The organism is Tardiphaga alba, assembly GCF_018279705.1.
GTDB lineage: Bacteria > Pseudomonadota > Alphaproteobacteria > Rhizobiales > Xanthobacteraceae > Tardiphaga > Tardiphaga alba.
Genome location: NZ_CP036498.1, coordinates 5,763,045 through 5,781,976 on the forward strand (window position 1 = coordinate 5,763,045; position 18,932 = coordinate 5,781,976).

16 protein-coding genes and 1 tRNA gene are annotated in these 18,932 nt (G+C 61.9%); 2 read left to right on the forward strand and 15 right to left on the reverse strand.

Translation table 11 applies throughout. The annotated features are described in order from the left end of the window. Window positions 1–78 precede the first annotated feature (78 nt). The 3 genes from RPMA_RS27485 to RPMA_RS27495 all read right to left on the reverse strand — a co-directional run bounded on the left by RPMA_RS27485 (window position 79) and on the right by RPMA_RS27495 (window position 3,872). Entirely contained in the window at window positions 79–2,316 is a 2,238-nt protein-coding gene (locus tag RPMA_RS27485) for an AAA family ATPase (RefSeq protein WP_211910842.1), read from the reverse strand. Between the two features lie 186 nt (window positions 2,317–2,502). Further along, the gene (locus RPMA_RS27490; protein ID WP_211910843.1) at window positions 2,503–3,018 is read right to left on the reverse strand and encodes a hypothetical protein; all 516 of its coding nucleotides are present in this window, start codon (window positions 3,016–3,018) and stop codon (window positions 2,503–2,505) included. A 281-nt stretch (window positions 3,019–3,299) separates the two neighbouring features. Further along, complete coding sequence (locus RPMA_RS27495) at window positions 3,300–3,872, reverse strand: hypothetical protein (protein WP_211910844.1); 573 nt, start codon at window positions 3,870–3,872, stop codon at window positions 3,300–3,302. Between the two features lie 457 nt (window positions 3,873–4,329). Between RPMA_RS27495 and RPMA_RS27500 the strand changes: the two genes are divergently transcribed. After that, window positions 4,330–4,590, forward strand: a complete 261-nt coding sequence (locus RPMA_RS27500) for a helix-turn-helix transcriptional regulator (protein ID WP_211910845.1) — start codon at window positions 4,330–4,332, stop codon at window positions 4,588–4,590. Window positions 4,591–5,235: 645 nt separating this feature from the next. Next, on the forward strand, window positions 5,236–6,147 hold the full coding sequence (locus RPMA_RS27505) for a phospholipase effector Tle1 domain-containing protein (protein WP_211910846.1): 912 nt from the start codon (window positions 5,236–5,238) through the stop codon (window positions 6,145–6,147). 138 nt (window positions 6,148–6,285) lie between these two features. Here RPMA_RS27505 and RPMA_RS27510 read toward each other — a convergent pair whose 3' ends face one another. The 12 genes from RPMA_RS27510 to RPMA_RS27565 form a co-directional block, all read right to left on the reverse strand. Continuing rightward, window positions 6,286–7,785 (reverse strand): site-specific integrase, encoded by a 1,500-nt coding sequence (locus RPMA_RS27510; protein ID WP_211910847.1) that lies wholly within the window; start codon window positions 7,783–7,785, stop codon window positions 6,286–6,288. 193 nt (window positions 7,786–7,978) lie between these two features. Next, window positions 7,979–8,068 (reverse strand) — tRNA-Ser (locus RPMA_RS27515). A 205-nt stretch (window positions 8,069–8,273) separates the two neighbouring features. Then, window positions 8,274–9,749, reverse strand: a complete 1,476-nt coding sequence (gene otsA, locus RPMA_RS27520) for an alpha,alpha-trehalose-phosphate synthase (UDP-forming) (protein ID WP_211910848.1) — start codon at window positions 9,747–9,749, stop codon at window positions 8,274–8,276. A 175-nt stretch (window positions 9,750–9,924) separates the two neighbouring features. After that, complete coding sequence (gene otsB / locus RPMA_RS27525) at window positions 9,925–10,716, reverse strand: trehalose-phosphatase (RefSeq protein ID WP_249225774.1); 792 nt, start codon at window positions 10,714–10,716, stop codon at window positions 9,925–9,927. Between the two features lie 37 nt (window positions 10,717–10,753). Next, window positions 10,754–12,232, reverse strand: a complete 1,479-nt coding sequence (locus RPMA_RS27530; protein WP_211910850.1) for an MFS transporter — start codon at window positions 12,230–12,232, stop codon at window positions 10,754–10,756. A gap of 207 nt (window positions 12,233–12,439) precedes the next feature. Continuing rightward, window positions 12,440–13,159 (reverse strand): GntR family transcriptional regulator, encoded by a 720-nt coding sequence (locus tag RPMA_RS27535; protein ID WP_211910851.1) that lies wholly within the window; start codon window positions 13,157–13,159, stop codon window positions 12,440–12,442. Window positions 13,160–13,165: 6 nt separating this feature from the next. Beyond that, on the reverse strand, window positions 13,166–13,564 hold the full coding sequence (gene hpxZ / locus RPMA_RS27540; RefSeq protein WP_211910852.1) for an oxalurate catabolism protein HpxZ: 399 nt from the start codon (window positions 13,562–13,564) through the stop codon (window positions 13,166–13,168). A 13-nt stretch (window positions 13,565–13,577) separates the two neighbouring features. After that, window positions 13,578–14,996: an AtzE family amidohydrolase gene (locus RPMA_RS27545; RefSeq protein ID WP_211910853.1), complete on the reverse strand. Its 1,419-nt coding sequence runs from the start codon at window positions 14,994–14,996 to the stop codon at window positions 13,578–13,580. Next, on the reverse strand, window positions 14,986–15,165 hold the full coding sequence (locus RPMA_RS27550) for a DUF4089 domain-containing protein (RefSeq protein WP_211910854.1): 180 nt from the start codon (window positions 15,163–15,165) through the stop codon (window positions 14,986–14,988). The genes RPMA_RS27545 and RPMA_RS27550 overlap by 11 nt, the downstream gene beginning before the upstream one ends. A 13-nt stretch (window positions 15,166–15,178) precedes the next feature. Further along, window positions 15,179–16,993 carry a dipeptide ABC transporter ATP-binding protein gene (locus RPMA_RS27555; protein ID WP_211910855.1) on the reverse strand — a complete coding sequence of 605 codons (1,815 nt, stop codon included), beginning with the start codon at window positions 16,991–16,993 and terminating at the stop codon, window positions 15,179–15,181. Between the two features lie 10 nt (window positions 16,994–17,003). Beyond that, window positions 17,004–17,909: an ABC transporter permease gene (locus tag RPMA_RS27560; RefSeq protein WP_211910856.1), complete on the reverse strand. Its 906-nt coding sequence runs from the start codon at window positions 17,907–17,909 to the stop codon at window positions 17,004–17,006. A gap of 9 nt (window positions 17,910–17,918) precedes the next feature. Continuing rightward, on the reverse strand, window positions 17,919–18,932 hold the full coding sequence (locus tag RPMA_RS27565; protein WP_211910857.1) for an ABC transporter permease: 1,014 nt from the start codon (window positions 18,930–18,932) through the stop codon (window positions 17,919–17,921).

An 18,932-nucleotide genomic window follows, 5' to 3' on the forward strand; every position in this document is an offset into this window, starting at 1 on the left:
AACTTGACGAAGCACGGCAGTTAGTGCGCCCCACCGCCGCCGCGGTCCGTCTCATCGAGACCGTCTACTCCTATGAGTTTATGCTCGGAGTGCCTTCCAAGAATTCTGTTCAGCCATGAGCCGTGCCACCGCGACGCCGTCGATCCGGCCGAACTCGACGAGAACTTCTGCGACTGCTTGCAGCGCACCGCGATGCCGCTGTAGTAGAGCGCGACAAGCATCCTCCGCCTTCAACAATTCTTCACCGGCGGCGCGGCGGATCTCGGAATAGGTCAACAGCTCGTCAGTGCGCTCCCGAGATGCGAGATAAAGCAACGGGTGCGGACCTGAGTGTCCGATCGAACCCGCCATGGCGGCCGCCATCGCGCCGGCGATCTGCAAGTCGGATCCCGGCACCCCACCGGATCCGTGTCCGCAATCGCCGAGCAAGAGTATTTCCGCCGTGCGGCCCGCGAGCAGTACCTGCAGACGCCGGGCATAGTCCTCATACGTGCCGGCAGCATCCAGATCCCTAGTTCGGACAACGCGACCGCCAATGCGCGACGACACTGCGATGGTGGCGTGCACACCATCGGCACCGTTCAGCAACACTTCGATAACGATGTGGCCGGCTTCATGCACAGCCGAACGGCGCCGCTGCACGTCGGACATATCGTGCGTGCTGCTAACTGCATTTCGAAGATCTCCATAAGTCAAGCTGCGACCTCCGTCCCGGCGCGCCATGCGGCGTGCGTCCGCGACAACACGCTCGACGTCAGCACCTGCGCCTCCCAGCGACCGTTCGCAAATGTCCGTCAGATCTTCATTTTTAAGATCGTCACCGAGCCTTACGCGAAACATGCGCTCCAACGTAGCGAGGTCTGGAAGTTTGATCTCGATCACCGGATTCAGGCGGCCTGGCCGAACCAATGCGGGATCGCATCGACTGACGTCGTTACATGCACCGATGATGATTAGGTGGCCTTGCGACGCTAGGCCGTCTACCTGCTCAAGCAACGCGTTCACGACTTCGATTTGGTAGTCTTTGTGCGAGTGCGTCAACTCCGCGCGATTTGGAAATGAATCGAACTCGTCGATGAACAAGACGCAGACCGGATCGGCCAATGCTCGCGCGCGATCGAAATCCTGTTTCATCGCCCTGAGCAAATGTCCAAGATGTCCTTCACCTGAACCCTGCCATTGCGCTAAACTGGCGGTTACCAGAGGAAACTTCGCTTCTGCGGCAAACACTTTCGCAAACGTCGTCTTACCGGTGCCGGGTGGGCCATTCAAAGCGATCTTCGCAGATATCGAACTGAACGGAATCTTTTTGCGCTTCCACGCTTCGACATCGTCGATTGCCGAACGGGCCCAATTGACCGCTTCATCCATACCGTGCAATTGATCGAGTGTCAGGTCGCGTGAATCGCGTGTTGCATTCTTTTCCGCGGCGAGACGCTCAAGAGCCGTGATGCAGACGGTCGGCTTGCGATCGAACCTAACTGCGATCGCGATGTCCGCCATGCTCGTGACCGAAGCAGCAGCCGACGTCAATCGCTTGCGGCACTTCCGTCCGCTCACGATTTCAATCGTCCGCGTGATCGTGGCGGAGTCAAGACGCGACAGCGTGAGGCGGTGAGTGCAGGCGCGTTGGAGTTCGGCGGGAAGGTGAGCCTCAGCCCCCGGCGTAAAAGCGAAGACTGGCACCGCCAAAGCGAGCGCCTCCAACACGCTGCGACGGATGTCGTCTACATCGCGAGGTTTCGCAGGTGACCGGACGACCATATATGCCGCGTCGTGTCGGCCATGCCTGAGACCGCCCGCGGAGATTTTCGCGCATGCGGCGGCCGAGGGTAGCATGACGTCCCTCCAAATCAGGGCGATCCGCTCCAGCAGTTCGAGATCGGTCACATCGACAAGCACCACAGGAGATCCGTCCCGGATCTCCTGAGCCAGGCCGATGGAAGCGTCGATCGCGTCGGCAAGCGCCAGCTTAGCCGCCACATCGATGGCAGTGACGGCGACGATGTCCGGCGCCTTGAAGGCTACGGTCGCACCTTTGTGGTCGTCGTCGTCATGGTCAAATTTGCGAAGGGCGGCAAGGCCGGTGACACCCCTCACTTCGGGCGGTACGGATATCTGAAGTTCGTCAGCGCGCTTCGCTTTCGTCGTCAACATGCTACGTCGGTAGACACGAGCGGCTTCGGAGCTCTTGCGATGGACTTCTGCTGCCACCGGCCCCATAGCCGGTGGTGCTTCGGATTTCTTGGTGGTGGCGATGCCGGAGGTGCTGTTGGCACGCCCGCGATTTACGCCGGATTTGTTATTAGTCTTCATGGTATTTCCATTCGGAGATAGCGTTAGGGAGGATGCACCTGCGGGTTCAGGCCTCTGGCGAAGTAGTTTGTGAGATCGGACATCGATGTCTCCGTTGTGGTGATGGCGAGGTCGGCGACTTTGCATGCTAGGGAGGATGCACCTGCCACGTTCCGAGTCTTGCAAAGGACGGAATGAAAGTGTTCATCATAGGTCTCCTTCGATGCGACGGACGCGTTCGACACTTTCATCGAGTTCGGGCCACGCCTGCCGGAAATTGTGCGCAAGCCACGACGCTGCGATACAGAGGCGGTCGATGCGATCGATCGGCATGCGTTTGATCAAGCTTGAGAGCACCAAGGTCGCCGCAGTGTCGCCGCGGAGAACGTTGTGCAGCAGCACGGTCATCGTGAGATCCGTGCGCACCGTGATCCGGCCGGGGACGCCCATAGTAAGAGCCAGCTTGATCGCACAAGCCGCATCGCCTGCAATAGCGGCACGCCAAATCGCCATGGTTGAAGATGTCCGTCGCATGCATTCATTGACGGCGTGACGGTGATCACGATGGAACGCGTGTGCCGGCACGGACCGCCACAAAACAGTGGCCTGTTGCCAACTCGTCGGCCGTTCGTCGAAGAAGCGCGCCGCGATAGAGTTCGGCCGCTTGAGTTTGAGTGCGCGGCCGTCGTCAATACGGCCTTTCTCATCCAGTTCGCTACGCATGACAAAGTTCTCCTGTTCGCGCCGGATGGCGCGTTACGATCCGTTTGGATCGCGTTGGTATTTGCTCTGGATCCCGACTGTCGCGAGATTTCCACGTTTCACGGTCAGTGTAGTCTCCGCCGGTCGTTCGTTTGGTGAGCGTTTCTGGCGTTGTTCATCGGGAGCGATGATGGAGATGCAGAAGCAATGCATCCCCATCATCTCATTAGGCGGACCACACCATTGCTCGCCGGGCCACGCCCCGCCACGCCCTACCAAACCGTGGCATCGGTAGCTTTTGGCTACCCGATTTGTTTGACCGTGAAGGTCCCATTCTGGGGTCGCCAGTCGCCTACGCCCTTAGTGAAACCCGCGATGATGAAAAGTTCGACAATCTCGGCGGGGTTCAACAACGTCGGCAGGAAAGACGCACTGAACTCTGCGCTCCAATCTTCGAAGCAGGGACGGGTACGCATGGCACGCGCGCTGTTCACGCGCACCGGCACTCGCAGCCGGAAGCGATGGTCTTCCCATAGGGCGTCGAGGTCTGCTGGACCGGCGTATTCCAGCTTTGCATTTGTCTCAACGACCAAGCCGGCGCTCGCCTGAGGTCCTCGTCGACGAGTACGGGCTGCACCGATGAACGTGGCCATCAAAGCTTCTGCGGTGATGCACGGCACGCCACCGTCGAGCCACAAGCCACCAAACCACTCAGTTTTCCCGATCGCTTCGTGGTCAGCCTCCGTTTTCATCTTCTTCGAGGTCAATCGGGCGAGGTTCTTGGAGACCGGGTCTAGCGGATCAGCCAGACGACCAGCGTGCATGATGAGGCGTCGCGTTCCCTCAATCCGAATTTTCACGTGCTCGGCATTCATGGATTGGTGCTCCCGCGGGTCGGATCGACAAGGGTGAGGCGACGACCACGGACGCGAGGCGCATCCGGACTCAGAGGACGGAGGGCTTGGTAGCGCCGGCGACGCAGGATGCAGGTCACCTCGCGGTGGCATGTAATACACAGGGCGATAAGGTCGCCGTCGCGCTCATCGCCAAGGTTGACGGAATCGCGGTGGTGGACCTCAAGCGGTCCTGCGTAGCCACAAAGCCGGCACTGACCGCCAGCGATTGCGAGCTCGCGCAGGCGCGCTCCGTTGTTGCGCCAGCGATGGCTCGAGATGTAGGCAGTGTAGTTCACATCGTGCTCCAGTTTGCGAGTGTCTCCAAAAGCGACAGTCACTATATGTGACAGTATTGGGCAAATGTCCAGTGCTCCTTTAAGTGACAATCGGCTATGGTTAATTCTTGCTGATTCGCTCCAGGAGGCTGGTAAACGACATGTCGGATAAGCTCCCGTCACCGCGCATGATCCGAGCCGCGCGCGGGTTGCTGAACATGGATCAATTGACGCTTGGCGAGCATGTTGGCGTGTCGCGGCGCACGATAATTCGCCTCGAAAACGACGATACGATACCGACTAACCAACGTCGTATCGACGTCATCGATGCGATCCGGCTCAAATTTGAGGAGCTGGGCGTGCGATTCATTTACGCAGATAGATCGACTGGAGAAGGCGCAGTCATGAGTCGCGGAAAGTAGTAGCGCCCCCTACGTCGCCCGATGCCGCCAGTTGCGAGATCAGGCTGAATGCGTCTTGCATCTACGTTTCCGTCTTCACGATAATCAGCATTGAGGAATTTTGCTCGACTTCATCCATACGCATGATCTCGGTTATATCGATGGCGCCCGACGGCCGTATGCACCTCGGCTCGCGCCTTCGCGTTGCGGGACCTGCGGGCCATTTTGCTGGGCGTCTGCTCGGGAGATGGTTACGCCGGAGCACCTTTTCGAGCGTTTCACGCTGCTCCGCGGTGACCGCGATTGCACTTTCCGAGTCTCGGTATTGGGAGAGTAGTTAGTTGGAGCGCAACGCGGTCCTCTACAGGCCGCTGTTTTCTTCGACCACGCGACGATTAGAATCTTTGAGAAACCCATAGACGCGAGCAGCTCTTCGGAATGCAAATCCAGGTAGCTTAGTTGGCCGGATTTGCGCTCACGGTCGTGATGACTGCGAATGGCCGGAGAGGGTGGAGCGCGAGCCGATGCCGGATCGACTTCATCTCGTTGAACTGGGCCCATATCCTCGACTCGTCCCACGCGGAAAGCGGCAACGAATAACGTGGAAGAATATTTCCATCCAAGAGATCTCGCCTAGCAAGACCGGACGATCGTGCGGAAGCGCCCGTGCTTGGCGATCAGTTCAGGCAACGCTACGCCTCCGAGGAGGCCGGTGTCTCCAACGTCGTACCGCACTTCATCGGCGTGTGGGACACCGTCGCCGCGATCGGCGTCAGTTCGTCGCTCGTTCCCTGGCTATGGACGGCTGCTGCCGTCGTCGTATGCGGATTGGCGGCGCTCCTCGCATGGTTTCTCACACGATACGATTTCGTCTTCTGGATGACGTGGATCGAGACCGTTGCCGCCGTCGGCTTTGTGGGTCTCGCATCGTACTATCTGCTGCGGCTCAAGGTCTCGGTCGGCGTACCTGGGTTCAAATGGTGGCAAACGGTGCATCTGACGAATGTGCAGATGAAGTTCTTCGATCGTCACCTCAATTCGCTCGTCCGCTACGCACGCCACGCTCTTTCCCTCGACGAACGGCGAGCGGACTTCGACCGCGTGCCTTGGGCGAACGATACGGAGCCTCCCAACCGCGAAGTCGAGGAAGGCGCGTATCTGAGGCAGCTATGGTTCGCGGGCAACCATTCGGACGTCGGGGGCAGCTATCCCGAAAACGAATCCAGATTGTCGGACATCGCACTCAAGTGGATGGCCAACCAGGCGAAGAAAGCGGGCCTACTGGTGAACGAGAACCTGCTGTCGACGTATGGCCGCCATACCGGGCAGCAGCACGACGAATGCAAGACGGGCGTCCGGCTGCTGTTCTGGCGGCTGAAGTGGAAGGAAAAGGCGCGGAAGATCATTCCCAAAGCCACTTATCATCCTTCGGTCATGCGGCGTTTCAAGGCGCCTCGCGTCCTCGTCTATGATCGCGAAATGCCGTACCGGCCGGAACTTCTGGCCGGACATATCGACTTCCAGGACGTCTACCTCGCTGAACAGAAGGATCGGAATGGGGCCCCGATATCCAGCTGACCTGAGCAGCGCTGCAATGCTCACAAGCTGACGAAGCGGGCGGACGGAGGCGAAGCGAACTCGCGGCGGCTATGCTCGTAGTCTCACATTCCACACCCGATCCAGGTGCGCACGCTCACCAGCCGCCGAGCGCACGCCTTACCGAGCCTTCCTTCTCCGTCCGTCGCGCAGTTCGCCCGGCTCGACCTCGTAACGCGGCAGCTTCAGAATTTCCGGAAGCATCACGTCCGGCGGGATTTCGCCATAGTTCTCGCCTTCGGTGCGGGGCGCATGGCCCTGGATGGCGTCGCGCTTTTCCGCGTCCAAGCCCGCCTTGCGCGCCACGGTCTTGAAGCGGTGACGCCAGCCGTGGTTGGGGGCGACCGTCGGATCCGTGATCTCGAGGTCTTCCCGCACCCAACTTGCCAGCTTGTTTCCGACGGACGTGTAGGTCGGGTTCTTACGGTCTTTCTTGCGCTGGCGCTCAATCGCGTAAAACAGCGGCGTTTCGCCCTGCTTCTGTGCCGCGAATTCGAGGAAGCCCTGCTCGACCAGATGCGGGTGGATCGGCACGCTGCGGGCGCGCAGCGTCTTCACCGTGCCCGCCTCCGGCCGGATGTGGACGCACCAGATGCCATCGTACGTGTGGACGTCCATGGCGCGAAGCTGGGTCATCTCATTGACGCGCGCGCCCGTGTAGGCGCACAGCCAAGGCACCCAACGGCGGGCCGCCCGGCTCTCCGCCGTCATCTGCTCGCTCATCGGCGCCAGCGCCGCCGACAGGATCGTGGCGGCCTCGTCGTCCCTGAAGCCGCGCATCTTGATGGCTTTCTTGCTGACGACTTCGACATGCACCTCGGCGGCCGGATCGGACGGCAGCCGCGAATTTCGCTTGGCCCAGCCGAAAAAGCTCTGCGCCGCGGCGATGTAGGCGAACCTTACGGTCTTGGGAGTGATCAACTTCTTCCGCGGTATCGACTTGTCCAGCAAATTGTCCCGCCAGCCCAGGATGTGCTTCTCGGTGACCCGCGACATGTCGCGCGTGCCGGCGAAGGACATCAAGGATTCCATGCACGGGAGCCATCGCTTCACCGTGGATGCTGCCAAGGCGCGCCCGACGTCGCCTTTGTAGTCGTCCCACAGCACGTCGAACTGGTGCGCCGGGTCGGCCGGCCGATCGTAAGCCGGAAAGTCGTCCGCTGCCGGATTCTTCTTGTATTTACCATTGGCGTTTTCGAGAAGCTCCTCAAGGGCCACGCTCTTGGCGTCGACATACGCTTCCAGGAACAACTTGAGGCGATCTCCGACCAGGATGATGCCCTTCTCCGTCAGGAATCGGCGAGCCTCCTCGCTGAAGCTCCCGTAGAGATGGCCGTCGTGCATCGGGATGCCGGGGGGCGGAAACCGGCGGCGCTTGGTGGCCGAGAGCTCGGCTTGGATGTCCAGCGGCTTACCCGGCTCCTCGCTGCGGGCTCCTATCGTCTCCCGGTAGAACTCGCCTGCAAGCCCCGCGATCTGCCGGAACGACATCTGTGTCGGCTTCTCTCCGACCAGGCCGGCCTTCCACTCGCGCTCAAGGCGGAGATTGTGCTCCGCACAGAGAGCTACCGCCTCTTCCCAGATCCTGGTCTCCAACGAGAACCTGATCTCGGTCGGCATTCCAAATTTAAGGTATTTCGCTGGCACGCGCCGACGGAACCAATAGATGGAACTGCGAGGATGTACCCAGGGTGAGAGCATCTTCTTCTTCGCCAGTCGGCGCATGTTGTGGACACTTTCGTGTACACCGAACCGATTGCGAAAGCCTTGTTTCGAAAGAAACAATTTGAATTTCAAGGCTTTAAGGGGCTACTGGCGGAGAGAGAGGGATTCGAACCCTCGGTACGGTTTCCCGCACACACGCGTTCCAGGCGTGCGCCTTCAACCACTCGGCCACCTCCCCAGTGCGCCTCTCATGACGGGCTCACGACCGATTTGCAAGAGAGCGCCGCGAGAGATCGGCGATTTTTCGCAATGAATTGGAAAATAAAGGGTATTTTGGCCGCTCCGGGATCGGCGCAGCCCACCTGATGGTGGGGAAAGCGCCCGATTCGGCCGCTTTGAACCCAGTCACCGGCGCCGAAGAGCGCGCCTACCCAGCAGCCGCGTCAATGCAGCCTGGTTGCGGCGCCGGATGCAACCGAATGGACCGGCCATACCACCGGAGGTTCGGAAGCGGGCACATCGTCATTGGCGGCGGTGTCGTTCAGCGCATGGGCGCGGTCCAGCGCATCGACGAAATCGCTGAACCATTCCTGGATGGTGCCGGCACGCAGCTTGGTCATCATGGCTTCCCAGCGCATGCGGCGTTCCAGCAGCGGCATCGAGAGCGCGGTCGCGATGGTGCGGGCCATGCCGTCGATATCGTTCGGGTTCACCAGCAGCGCCGTATCGAGCTCATTGGCGGCGCCGGCGAATTTAGACAGCACCAGCACGCCGGGATCCACCGGGTTCTGGGCCGCGACATATTCCTTGGCCACCAGATTCATGCCGTCATGCAACGGAGTCACCACACCGACCTGCGCGGTGCGATAGAGGCCGGCAAGGACGGTCTGGCTGAATCCCTTGTTGAGATAGCGGATTGGCGTCCAGTCCACCTCGCCGTGGCGGCCATTGACGTCGCTGACCAGCTTGGCGAGCTGGTTCTGCAGATCGCCATAAGCTTCGATATTGCCGCGCGACAGCGTTGCGATCTGCAGCAGCGAGACCGAGCGCTTGAGCTGCGGCTGCGCCGTTAACATGCGATCGAACGCCTCGATTCGATTGACGAGGCCCTTCGAATAATCGACGCGATCGACACCGATGGCGAGCTTCTCGCCATTGAGGCTGCGGCGCAAACGCGAGACATCCGGATGCGACGACGACTTCGCGGCAAAGGCGGCGAACTTCGCGGGATCGATGCCGATCGGGAACACGGCGCAGCGCGCAGCGCCATAACGCGACTGCACCGTGCCGCCCGACACTTCGAGGCCGAGATCGGCCTCCACATAAGACAGGAAGTTATCGCGATCGCCATCGGTCTGGAAACCGATCAAGTCGTAAGCCAGCATGGCTTCGACCAGTTCGCGATGATGCGGCACGCCGCCGAAAATATCGCGGGTCGGCCATGGCGTATGCAGGAAGAAGCCGATCGGATGCGTCACGCCAAGCGCACGCAACTCGGCGCCGAGCGCGAGGAAATGATAATCCTGAATCCAGAAGGCGGTGTCCGGCTTGCGGAACTTGAGCAGCGCACGTGCGAAGAACGAGTTCACCTCGCGATATGATTGATAATTGTCCTGCGTGGTGCGGATCAGATCGGTGCGGGAATGCAGCGCGGGCCACAGCGCCGAATTCGCGAAGCCTTCGTAATAGCCCTCGTAATGCGCAGCCGGCAGATCCAGCATCGCCAGCGCGCCGGCGCCAAGCGCTTCAATTTCAGCGAAAGGCTCTTTCTGCGCGCCTTCGCGCAGGCGGCCCGAGGAACCCACCCAAATCGCGCCGGACTTCTCAACCACGGGCAGCAATGCTGCCGCCAAACCTCCCGTCATCGGTTCATTTGCCGAAGCGCGCGAGACACGGTTTGAGACGACGACGAGATTCACAAGATTCCCTCCTGATTGGCTGCGGATTATAAACGTCCGTTCATGAATATGGTTCCTCGTCATCATTCGACCCGATTGAAACCAAATTCGGGCAAGCAGAAGTGGAACTCGACATTTTTGTGAAGTTCCGAATGTTCGACAGGAGACACAGTGACGCGCCTACGCGCTGCGTTAGCTATTTCAGTTTGGCATCATCGATGAGCAATCGCCCGAGCCACGCACGCACATCGCGCGGTTCGGCGAAATGACCAGCAACACCTTGCGCATGACGGCCGACGGAGAATGCAAGACCATTCATGCCCGGCATGATGGCGAAGACGCTTTCATCGGTGACATCATCGCCGAGAAAAATCGGACGACGCCCCTTGAACGGTTCATGCGTCATCAGTTCGATCACGCCTGTCGCCTTGGTGAAGCCGGCCGGCTTGATTTCGCAGACAAACTTGCCAGGCAAGACTTCGATCGGCGCATTCGGAAGATCGGCGCGGATGGCCGACACCGCATCATAGATCGCCTTTTCCGCATGCGGGGCGAGACGATAATGCAGCGCCAGCGAATAGCCCTTGTCCTCCAGCAGAATGCCGGGTGAGAGCTTTGCGATCGCAGCCAGCCGCCGCTTCAATTGCTTGTCCATCGGCGGCGCGCCCGACGCGACGGATTCCACCTCGCGGGCAAGCCGCATCTCGGCGCCATGGCCACCAACGGCGGGAAACTGCATCGGCGCGAAAATCAGATCGATATCGTTGACGGAGCGGCCGGACACCAGCGCCATGGCGCCATTGGTTCGCTGCAGCAGTTTGCCCATATTCGTGGCGAGATCCGGCGGCACCCAGACCTCGCGCGGCGTCGGCGCCATGTCGAGCAGCGTGCCGTCGATATCCAGCAGCAGCGCGCATTCGCTGAGGCGCGGCAGCGCGATGTCGACATGATCGAAGATCGCAGAGGCCGCGGGCGGCGCATCGTCCATGGCAATTTCGATGATTTTCTGCGGTGATGTCATGGTGTCACTCCGTCGCGGCCAGTGGCCGTGCAACTGATTCAAGCGGCTTGCGTTCCGCGGCGATGGCATAGCGCCAGCCGACGAACGCTGCGACGATCATCAGCACGGCACCAAGGAGGTAACCGGCGAACACGCTGAGGCGTGAGCCGGAATCGATCAGCACGCCGAACAGCGCAGGGCCGGCGACGCCGCCGATCCCGGTGCCGATGGCATAGAACAGCGCGATGGCGAGCGCACGCACCTCGATGGGGAATGTTTCGCTCACCGTGAGATAGGCCGCACTCGCCGCCGGCGAGGCGAAGAAGAAGATCACCATCCAGGCGATGGTCTGGGTCTGTGCGCTCAGCACATCGATGGAGAACAGATAGCCGGAGATCGCGAGCAGGATGCCCGACATGCCGTAAGTGAAGGCGATCATCACGCGGCGGCCCACCGTATCGAACAGCCGGCCGAGCAACAGCGGGCCAAGGAAATTGCCGGCGGCGAAAGGCAGCAGATACCAGCCGACATGGTTCGACGGAATGTTGAAGAAATCCGTCAGCACCAGCGCATAGGTGAAGAAAATGGCGTTATAGAAGAACGCCTGCGCCGCCATCAGCACCAGCCCGACCAGCGAGCGCTGCCGATATGACACCAGTAGCGTCTTCGCGACCTCGGCCAAGGGCGTGTGATCGCGCTGCGTCAGCTTGATTTTTGGCAGCGATGCGATCTCCGACGGCTTCGCCTGCTGATGCGCGGCGGCCTCGATGTCTCCCACGATCTTTTCGGCGCGTTCGGGCTGGCCGTGGATCATCAGCCAGCGCGGGCTTTCCGGAATCCACATGCGCATGAACAGCACGACGAGACCGATCGCCGCCCCCGTGAAGTAAGCGATGCGCCAGCCATAGGACTGCGACACCACCGCGGGATCTAGCAACACGATGGCGCAGACGGCGCCCATGGCCGCGCCGAGCCAGAAGCTGCCATTGATGACCAGATCGGTCCAGCCGCGATAGCGCGCCGGCACCAGCTCCTGGATGGTCGAATTGATCGCGGTGTATTCACCGCCGATGCCGGCGCCCGTGAGAAAACGAAACAAAGCGTAGCTCGCGAGATTCCACGAGAACGCGGTCGCGGCGGCCGCCGAGAGATAAAGCGCGAGCGTGATGAAGAACAGTTTCTTGCGACCGATCCGGTCGGTGAGCCAGCCGAAGCCGAGCGCGCCGAGCACGGCGCCGGCGAGATAAGCGCTGTTGGCGAGACCGATATCGAGATTGGAAAATTTGAGGACCGGGTCCTCCTTCAGCGCGCCGGAGAGCGCGCCGGCCAAGGTCACTTCGAGCCCGTCGAGAATCCAGGTGACGCCGAGCGCGATGACGACGCGGGTGTGGAAGCCGCTCCAGTGCAGATTGTCGAGACGCGCCGGAATATCCGTCTCGATGACCCGCGCGCCCTGCAGCGAAAGCCCGTCCGGCGCTGTGGCCTCGGCGCTTGCACTGCTCATGTCGCCCTGCTTCGACACATCGACACCCGGGCTCCTTTGATCCACCGCACGACTGATGCCAAAGCAAAAATCACCCGATGCCTCCGGGCACGGGTTGCTCTGGCTCACACCTTGAATTCCCACAAATCCTAACCGGCGCGGACCACGAAAGTTCCGCAGGTGAAAATCCCCGTGCGGAAACAGGGGATTAGCCGAAGCGTCGCGCCGCTAGAGCGAGACGGCGTAATGCTCGTATTCGTCGCGCACCAGCACGATGTGATCGCGCATGGCAGCCGCGGCGCCGCTGCGATCGCCGCGCATGATGGCCACGACGACGCGATCATGCTCGGCATGCGACTTGGCGAGCCGGCCGAGATTGCGGAACTGGGCGCGGCGGAACGGCTGCACGCGCGCACGCGTCGCCAGGGTGATCTCGGCGATGTAGTCGTTCTGCGATCCCTTGTAGATCGCATTGTGGAAGCGCTCGTTTACTTCATGAAAGCGCTCGGGATTGCCGTCATAGCTGAGCACGCGCAGCTCTTCATGAATCGCCTCAAGCTGACGGCGCTGCACCGCGGGCATGCGTTCGGCGGCAAGGCCCGCACACAGCGCCTCGAGTTCGGCCATCGCCTCGAACATGCCGACCAGACGATCTGCAGACGGTTGCGCGACGACGGCGCCGCGATGCGGGCGGGACTCGATGAGACCGCTGGCGGTGAGCTGACGCAACGCCTCGCGCACCGGCGTGCGCGAAACGTTGAAGCGCTGGGCCAGTTCGGTTTCGTCCAGCGGCGCACCGGGTGGCAGCGCGCCGCGCACGATATCGTCGGACAATTGCTGACGCAGCTCCTCGGCGCGCGTGAGCTTGCCTGTCGCACGATCCACCGCGCCAGTGCTGCGCAGACGGCGCGGCTTGCCCGGCGTCATCAACATGTCGTCGAAGCTCATTGCGGCCTATGCTTTTGCTGCCTGCGGTTCGTCGATCAGGCTGACAGAGGCCGCCACGATTCGCCAGCCTTCGGGGAAGCGGACCCAGGTCTGCATCTGTCGGCCGACCTTGCCCGGTGCATTGTCGCGATAAAAAAGCGTCGAGGCCACCGCGGTGTCGCGGCCATAGGAGGTGATCACGGTGCGATCGGTGCGGCGCATCAGGCCGACCGGCGAGCGCGCGCCACGAAAAGCCTGAATCTCGTCATAGCCGTAGAGATTTTCGCCCATGCCGTAGCGGATGGTGCGCGAATCGTTGCGGAAGAGTTCGCCGAGCACGGCGGTGTCATTGGTCGTCAGCGCCGTCTCGTAACGCGCGAAAGCCGCGCTCACTTCGGCGATGACGTCCGGCAGATCGATATCCATTTCCAGTCCCTGATTAGTTGAACGCTTTTGCGTGCGGTGCGGCGACGACGCCCGCTTCCTGCAGATGATAGGCGACACGCAGCGCGATGTCTTCACGCCAGGGTGCTGCGATGACCTGCACGCCGATGGGCATCGGATCCTGCGGCACCGGCACTGCAACAACGGGCAGGCCGATGAAGGAGATCGGCTGGGTGTGGATGCCGATATTGGCGCGGACCGGCAGCTCGACACCGTCGAGCTCGAACGTCGCCTGGCCGATTTTTGGTGCAATGCAAGGCGTGGCCGGGGCGATGATGACGTCCACGTCCTTGAAAATCTCCAGCACACGGGCGCGATACCAGCGCCGGAATTTCTGCGCGCGATCGACCAGTGCCGCCGGCACCATGGCGCCGGCGATCAGGCGGTCGCGCACCGCGGGATCGAAATCGGCAGCACGCTGGCGCAGGCGATCGAGATGCAGCGACGCGCCCTCGGTGGTCGAGATCAGATAGGCGGCCGCACGCGCGCGGGCGACTTCGGGCAGCTCGACATGTCGTGTGACACCGAGCGCCTTGGTGACGATGGCAACGGCTTCCCGCGCCTCCGGCATCAGATTTTTCTGGAAGTAGCCACTGGCCGTCGCAATGCGGAGACTGCCAATATCCTGTCCGATCAATGCCGATATGGGCTCTATCGGACGGTTGCTGCAGGCGGCATCCTCCGCATCCGGCCCCTGCATCGCGTCATAGGACAGCGCGAGATCTTCGACATTCCGCGCGAACGGGCCGAGATGGTCGAGGCTCCCCACGAATGGAAACGAACGCGCGCGCGACAGCCGGCCATAAGTGGGCTTGAGACCGAAGATGCCGCAGAATGAGGACGGCACGCGGATCGAGCCATTGGTATCGGAGCCGAGCGCCAGCGGCACCAGACTGCCACCCACCGCGCCGCCCGAACCGCCGGACGAGCCGCCGGTCATGCGCGTGATGTCATGCGGATTGCGCGAGGCGCCGTCATGGCTGTTCTCGCCAGTGAAGTCATAGGCGTATTCGCCCATATTGAGCCCGCCGACCAGCACCGCGCCGGCGGCCTCCATGCGCTCCACCGGCGTCGCATCGCGGAGCGCAGCCGGCCGATCGCGGTTGATCTTCGATCCCGCCCGTGTCGGCAGGCCTTCGATGTCGAGCAGGTTCTTCACCGCAAAGGGCACACCGGCGAGCGGGCCGACGCTTTCCCCTTTGGCAATGACTGCATCGAGCGCATGCGCCGTGGCACGGGCACGATCCGCCGTGACATCGGTGAAGGCGTTGAGCATCGGATTGTGACGCTCGATTTTCCCCAGCGCCGCCTCGACGACCGCGAGCGCAGAGATTTTTTGCGCGGCGACGGCCTTGGCGATATCCGAGGCCGGGCGCCAGGCGCCATTCGGCGTGAAAACGTGATCAAGCGACATAGATATCAGCCGTTTCGGATTCATCGGGCAGCGGGAATTCATCGACGAGACGCGCCATGCGCAGCGATACTTCGAGATTCATTTTTACTGCGGGCTTCCATGCGGCATCGATGGGCAGCGACAGCGCCGCCGCGACAGCATCGATATAGTCGTCCAGACTGTCGCTCATGGTCCGTCCTCTCTCAATGCACCGGCAGCGGCGGATGCGGGATCGCGGTCAAAAGCTGCTTCGTATAGTCGTCCTGCGGCGCGCTCATCACCGTCTCGGTCGCACCCTGCTCGACGATGCGGCCCGCGCGCATCACGATGACACGATCGCATAACAGCCGCACCACATTCAGGTCATGCGACACGAACAGGTAGCTCATGCGCATGGACTGCTTGAGATCCTGCAGCAGATTGAGCACGACCGCCTGCACGGAGACGTCCAGCGCCGCCGTCGGCTCGTCGAGAATGATCAACTTCGGCTGCAGCGCGATGGCGCGGGCGATGCCGACACGCGCCTTCTGGCCACCGGACATCTGATGCGGAAAGCGATCGAGCAATTCCAGGGGCAAGCCGACCTGCCGCGCGAGGTCTTCGCATTTTGCCCGCAACGCATCGGCGCCCTTGATATCGCCGAGCTGCAGAAGCGGATCGGCGATGGCACGCGCGGCGGTGAAGCGCGGATTGAGACTGTCGGTCGGATCCTGGAACACCATCTGGATGCTCTTGCGCAACGGCAGCCGCGCGAAGGATTTTGGTGCGATTTCACCGATCTCGTCGCCGTCGAAGGCGATGCGGCCGGAAGTCTTGTCGATCAGCCGCATTACCATCATCGATGTGGTGGACTTGCCGCAGCCGGATTCGCCGACCAGGCCGACACTTTCGCCGCGGCCGACGCTGAAGCTGATGCCATCCACGGCGCGGAACACATCGGGCTCCAACGCCGGCTTGCGGCCGAACAATTTTGACAGTGTCGCGGTGGCACCCTGGCGGGGATATTCCTTGATGAGGTTTTCCACCACAAGCAGCGGTGATTGCCCCCTCTCCCCTCCGGGGAGAGGGCCGGGGTGAGGAGGAGCCGCGGGTGCCGTCGGCGTGAAGTCCCCCTCACCCGCTCCGGCTTCGCTATGCTTCGCCGGATCGACCTGTCCCCGGAGGGGAGAGGTGAAGGAAGCCATCGCCGCACGCTCCTCCACCGGCAACAGATCCCGCAATGACACGCCAAGCCGCGGCGTCGCCTGCATGAGTTTCTTCGTATAGGGATGCTGCGGATTGGCGAAGATGTCGGCGGACAAAGCCGTCTCCACCACCCGCCCCTTCTCCATCACCACAACGCGGTCGCAATAGGCCGCGGCCAGACCGAGGTCATGGGTGATCAGGATCGTGGACATGCCACGGCTCCTGGTCAGTTCTGTCACGAGATCCATCACCGCCTTCTGCGTGGTGACATCGAGACCCGTGGTCGGCTCATCAGCGATCAGGAGCTGCGGATTGCAGGCCAGCGCCAAGGCGATGACGACGCGCTGGCACATGCCGCCGGACAATTCGAACGGATAGGCATGGTAGCGCTCGCGCGGCCGCGCGATCTTGACCTGCTCCAGCGCCTCGATGGCCTTCTCGGCGCGATCTGCGCTGCCCGCTTGGGCATGCTGACGCAGCACGTCCTCGATCTGGTGGCCGACCTTGCGGATCGGATTGAGCGCCGCGCGCGGATTCTGGAAGATCATCGAGATTTCGCGACCACGCAGGTCGCGCATCTGCGTCTCGGTCGCGGCTTTCACATCGACGCCGGAAAACATCACCGAACCCTCGGCGATGCTGCCGGCGCGATCGAGGATGCGCATCACCGCATAGGATGTCACCGACTTGCCGGAACCGCTCTCGCCGACAATGCCGAGCGTCTCGCCCTTGGCGACGGAGATATCGACCTGCTGCACCGCCTTGACGATGCCGCGGCGGGTGGCGAATTCGACGGTGAGATCGCGGACGTCGAGCAATGGCTGTGCGGTCATGCCGATCTCCTCACGTCCGCCGCTGCGGATCGACGATGTCGCGCAGACCGTCGCCGAGCAGGTTGAAGCAGAACACCGCGATCATCAGCGCGAGGCCGGGAAACAGTGCGATCCACCATTCGCCGGACACCATGAAGGACGCGCCTTCCGCGACCATGATGCCCCATTCTGCCGTGGGCGGTCGCACGCCGAGGCCGATGAAGGACAGGCCGGCTGCATTGAGAATGGCGTAGCCCATGGTCAGCGACATCTGGACGATCGTGATCGGCATGATGTTGGGCAGGATATGCACCAGCAGGATGCGCATCTCGCTATTGCCCGACAGTCGCGCGGCCTGCACGAAGCCGGCCTCGCGGCGCACATTGGCCTCAGCGCGGGCGACACGCGCATAGAGCGGAAAATTCACGATCGCCGTGGCGATGATGATGTTCTGCACGGTGTTGCCGAGGGCCGCGACGATGCCCATGGCCAGCACGAAGAGCGGAAACGCCATGATCGTATCGCCGATGCGGCCGACGATACGGTCGGTCCAGCCGCCGAAATAGCCGGCAGCAATGCCGGCCAGCCCGCCCATGGCGAACACAAGCGCCACCGACGCGACGGCAATGAAGAGATCGAGCCGCGTCGCCACCACCACGCGGCTGAAGATGTCGCGGCCGAGTTGATCGGTACCGAACCAGTTGGCCGCCGACGGCGGCTTCAGCGCCTGCATCGTGTTGCTGGCGAGGGGATCGTGCGGAACGATATAGGGGCCGAACACCGCCGCAAACACGATTACGACAAGCAGGCCGAAGGCGAAGGCCGTGACGCGGTTCTCGCCGAGAATGTAACGGGTGTGCTGCAGCGTCGCTTTAAGGCTTGAGGTCCGGCGCGGTGATGCCGACGTATCGACGGCGATGGGCGTGATCGCATTCATGGTCAAACCTCAGCCTTCCAGCCGCACGCGCGGATCGATGATGCCGTAAAGGATGTCGATGACCAGATTGATCAACACATACATGATCGCCATGGTCAGCACGAAACCCTGCACCGGCGCGAAATCCGACGCGATCAGCGCTTCCACCGCGTAGGAGCCGATACCCGGCCAGGCGAACACCTTCTCCACCAGCACATTGGCACCGAGCAGGAAGGAGAAGGTCATCGACAGCGTCGTGATGACCGGCAGCATGGCGTTACGAAATGCGTAAGTGACGATGACCGCGCGCGGCGACAGGCCGGAGGCACGCGCGGTGCGGACGAAATCGGAGGCGAGAACGGCCAGCATCGAGGCGCGGGTCATGCGCGCGATGGGCGCCAGCGAGAAGATCGCAAGCGTGGCCGTCGGCAAGATCAACTGGCTGAGCGCCGATCGTAAAGTCTCCCAGTCGCGGGCGATGATGCTGTCGATCACATAGAAGCCGGTCACCGTCGGCGGCGCACTGGCAAAGACATCGAGACGCCCGAGCGGTGCCGGCGCCCAGCCGAGCTTGAAATAGAACACATAGACCAGCACGAGCCCGGTGAAGAAGACGGGCAGCGAGACACCGGCCGTCGTGGTCACGCGGCAGAGGTGATCGATCCATGATCCCGGCCTGGTCGCCGCGAGAATGCCGAGCGGAATGGCGATCGTGATCGAGACGAGAAGGCCGAGCAGCGTCAGCTCCGCCGAGGCCGGCAGGCGATTGCGGAGTTCAGTCGCCACCGGCTGGCCGGTGGTGAGCGAGTCGCCGAAATCTCCGCGCGCGAGATCAGCGCTGTAGCGGACGAACTGCTCGATCAACGGCTTGTCGAGGCCGAGCTTCTTGCGGATGTCCTCGACGACCTGCTTGTCAGCCGCAGGCCCTGCAAAATATGCCGCGGGATCGCCCGGCAACGCGCGAGTCAGCAGAAAGGTGACGATCACCACCCCAATCAAACTCGGGATGGCGAACATCAGGCGCTTGCCGATAAGAGCGAGCAT

What these genes read in the sequence shown, in the direction of transcription:
- RPMA_RS27545 (WP_211910853.1), bottom strand. Translation starts at nt 14,996, where the DNA reads ATGTCGCTTGATCACGTTTTCACGCCGAATGGCGCCTGGCGCCCGGCC.
- RPMA_RS27490 (WP_211910843.1), bottom strand. Translation starts at nt 3,018, where the DNA reads ATGCGTAGCGAACTGGATGAGAAAGGCCGTATTGACGACGGCCGCGCA.
- RPMA_RS27535 (WP_211910851.1), bottom strand. Translation starts at nt 13,159, where the DNA reads ATGAGCTTCGACGACATGTTGATGACGCCGGGCAAGCCGCGCCGTCTG.
- RPMA_RS27550 (WP_211910854.1), bottom strand. Translation starts at nt 15,165, where the DNA reads ATGAGCGACAGTCTGGACGACTATATCGATGCTGTCGCGGCGGCGCTG.
- RPMA_RS27530 (WP_211910850.1), bottom strand. Translation starts at nt 12,232, where the DNA reads ATGAGCAGTGCAAGCGCCGAGGCCACAGCGCCGGACGGGCTTTCGCTG.
- RPMA_RS27500 (WP_211910845.1), top strand. Translation starts at nt 4,330, where the DNA reads ATGTCGGATAAGCTCCCGTCACCGCGCATGATCCGAGCCGCGCGCGGG.
- RPMA_RS27485 (WP_211910842.1), bottom strand. Translation starts at nt 2,316, where the DNA reads ATGAAGACTAATAACAAATCCGGCGTAAATCGCGGGCGTGCCAACAGC.
- otsB (WP_249225774.1), bottom strand. Translation starts at nt 10,716, where the DNA reads ATGGACGATGCGCCGCCCGCGGCCTCTGCGATCTTCGATCATGTCGAC.
- RPMA_RS27560 (WP_211910856.1), bottom strand. Translation starts at nt 17,909, where the DNA reads ATGAATGCGATCACGCCCATCGCCGTCGATACGTCGGCATCACCGCGC.
- RPMA_RS27495 (WP_211910844.1), bottom strand. Translation starts at nt 3,872, where the DNA reads ATGAATGCCGAGCACGTGAAAATTCGGATTGAGGGAACGCGACGCCTC.
- RPMA_RS27565 (WP_211910857.1), bottom strand. Translation starts at nt 18,932, where the DNA reads ATGCTCGCTCTTATCGGCAAGCGCCTGATGTTCGCCATCCCGAGTTTG.
- hpxZ (WP_211910852.1), bottom strand. Translation starts at nt 13,564, where the DNA reads ATGGATATCGATCTGCCGGACGTCATCGCCGAAGTGAGCGCGGCTTTC.
- RPMA_RS27555 (WP_211910855.1), bottom strand. Translation starts at nt 16,993, where the DNA reads ATGACCGCACAGCCATTGCTCGACGTCCGCGATCTCACCGTCGAATTC.
- RPMA_RS27510 (WP_211910847.1), bottom strand. Translation starts at nt 7,785, where the DNA reads ATGCCGACCGAGATCAGGTTCTCGTTGGAGACCAGGATCTGGGAAGAG.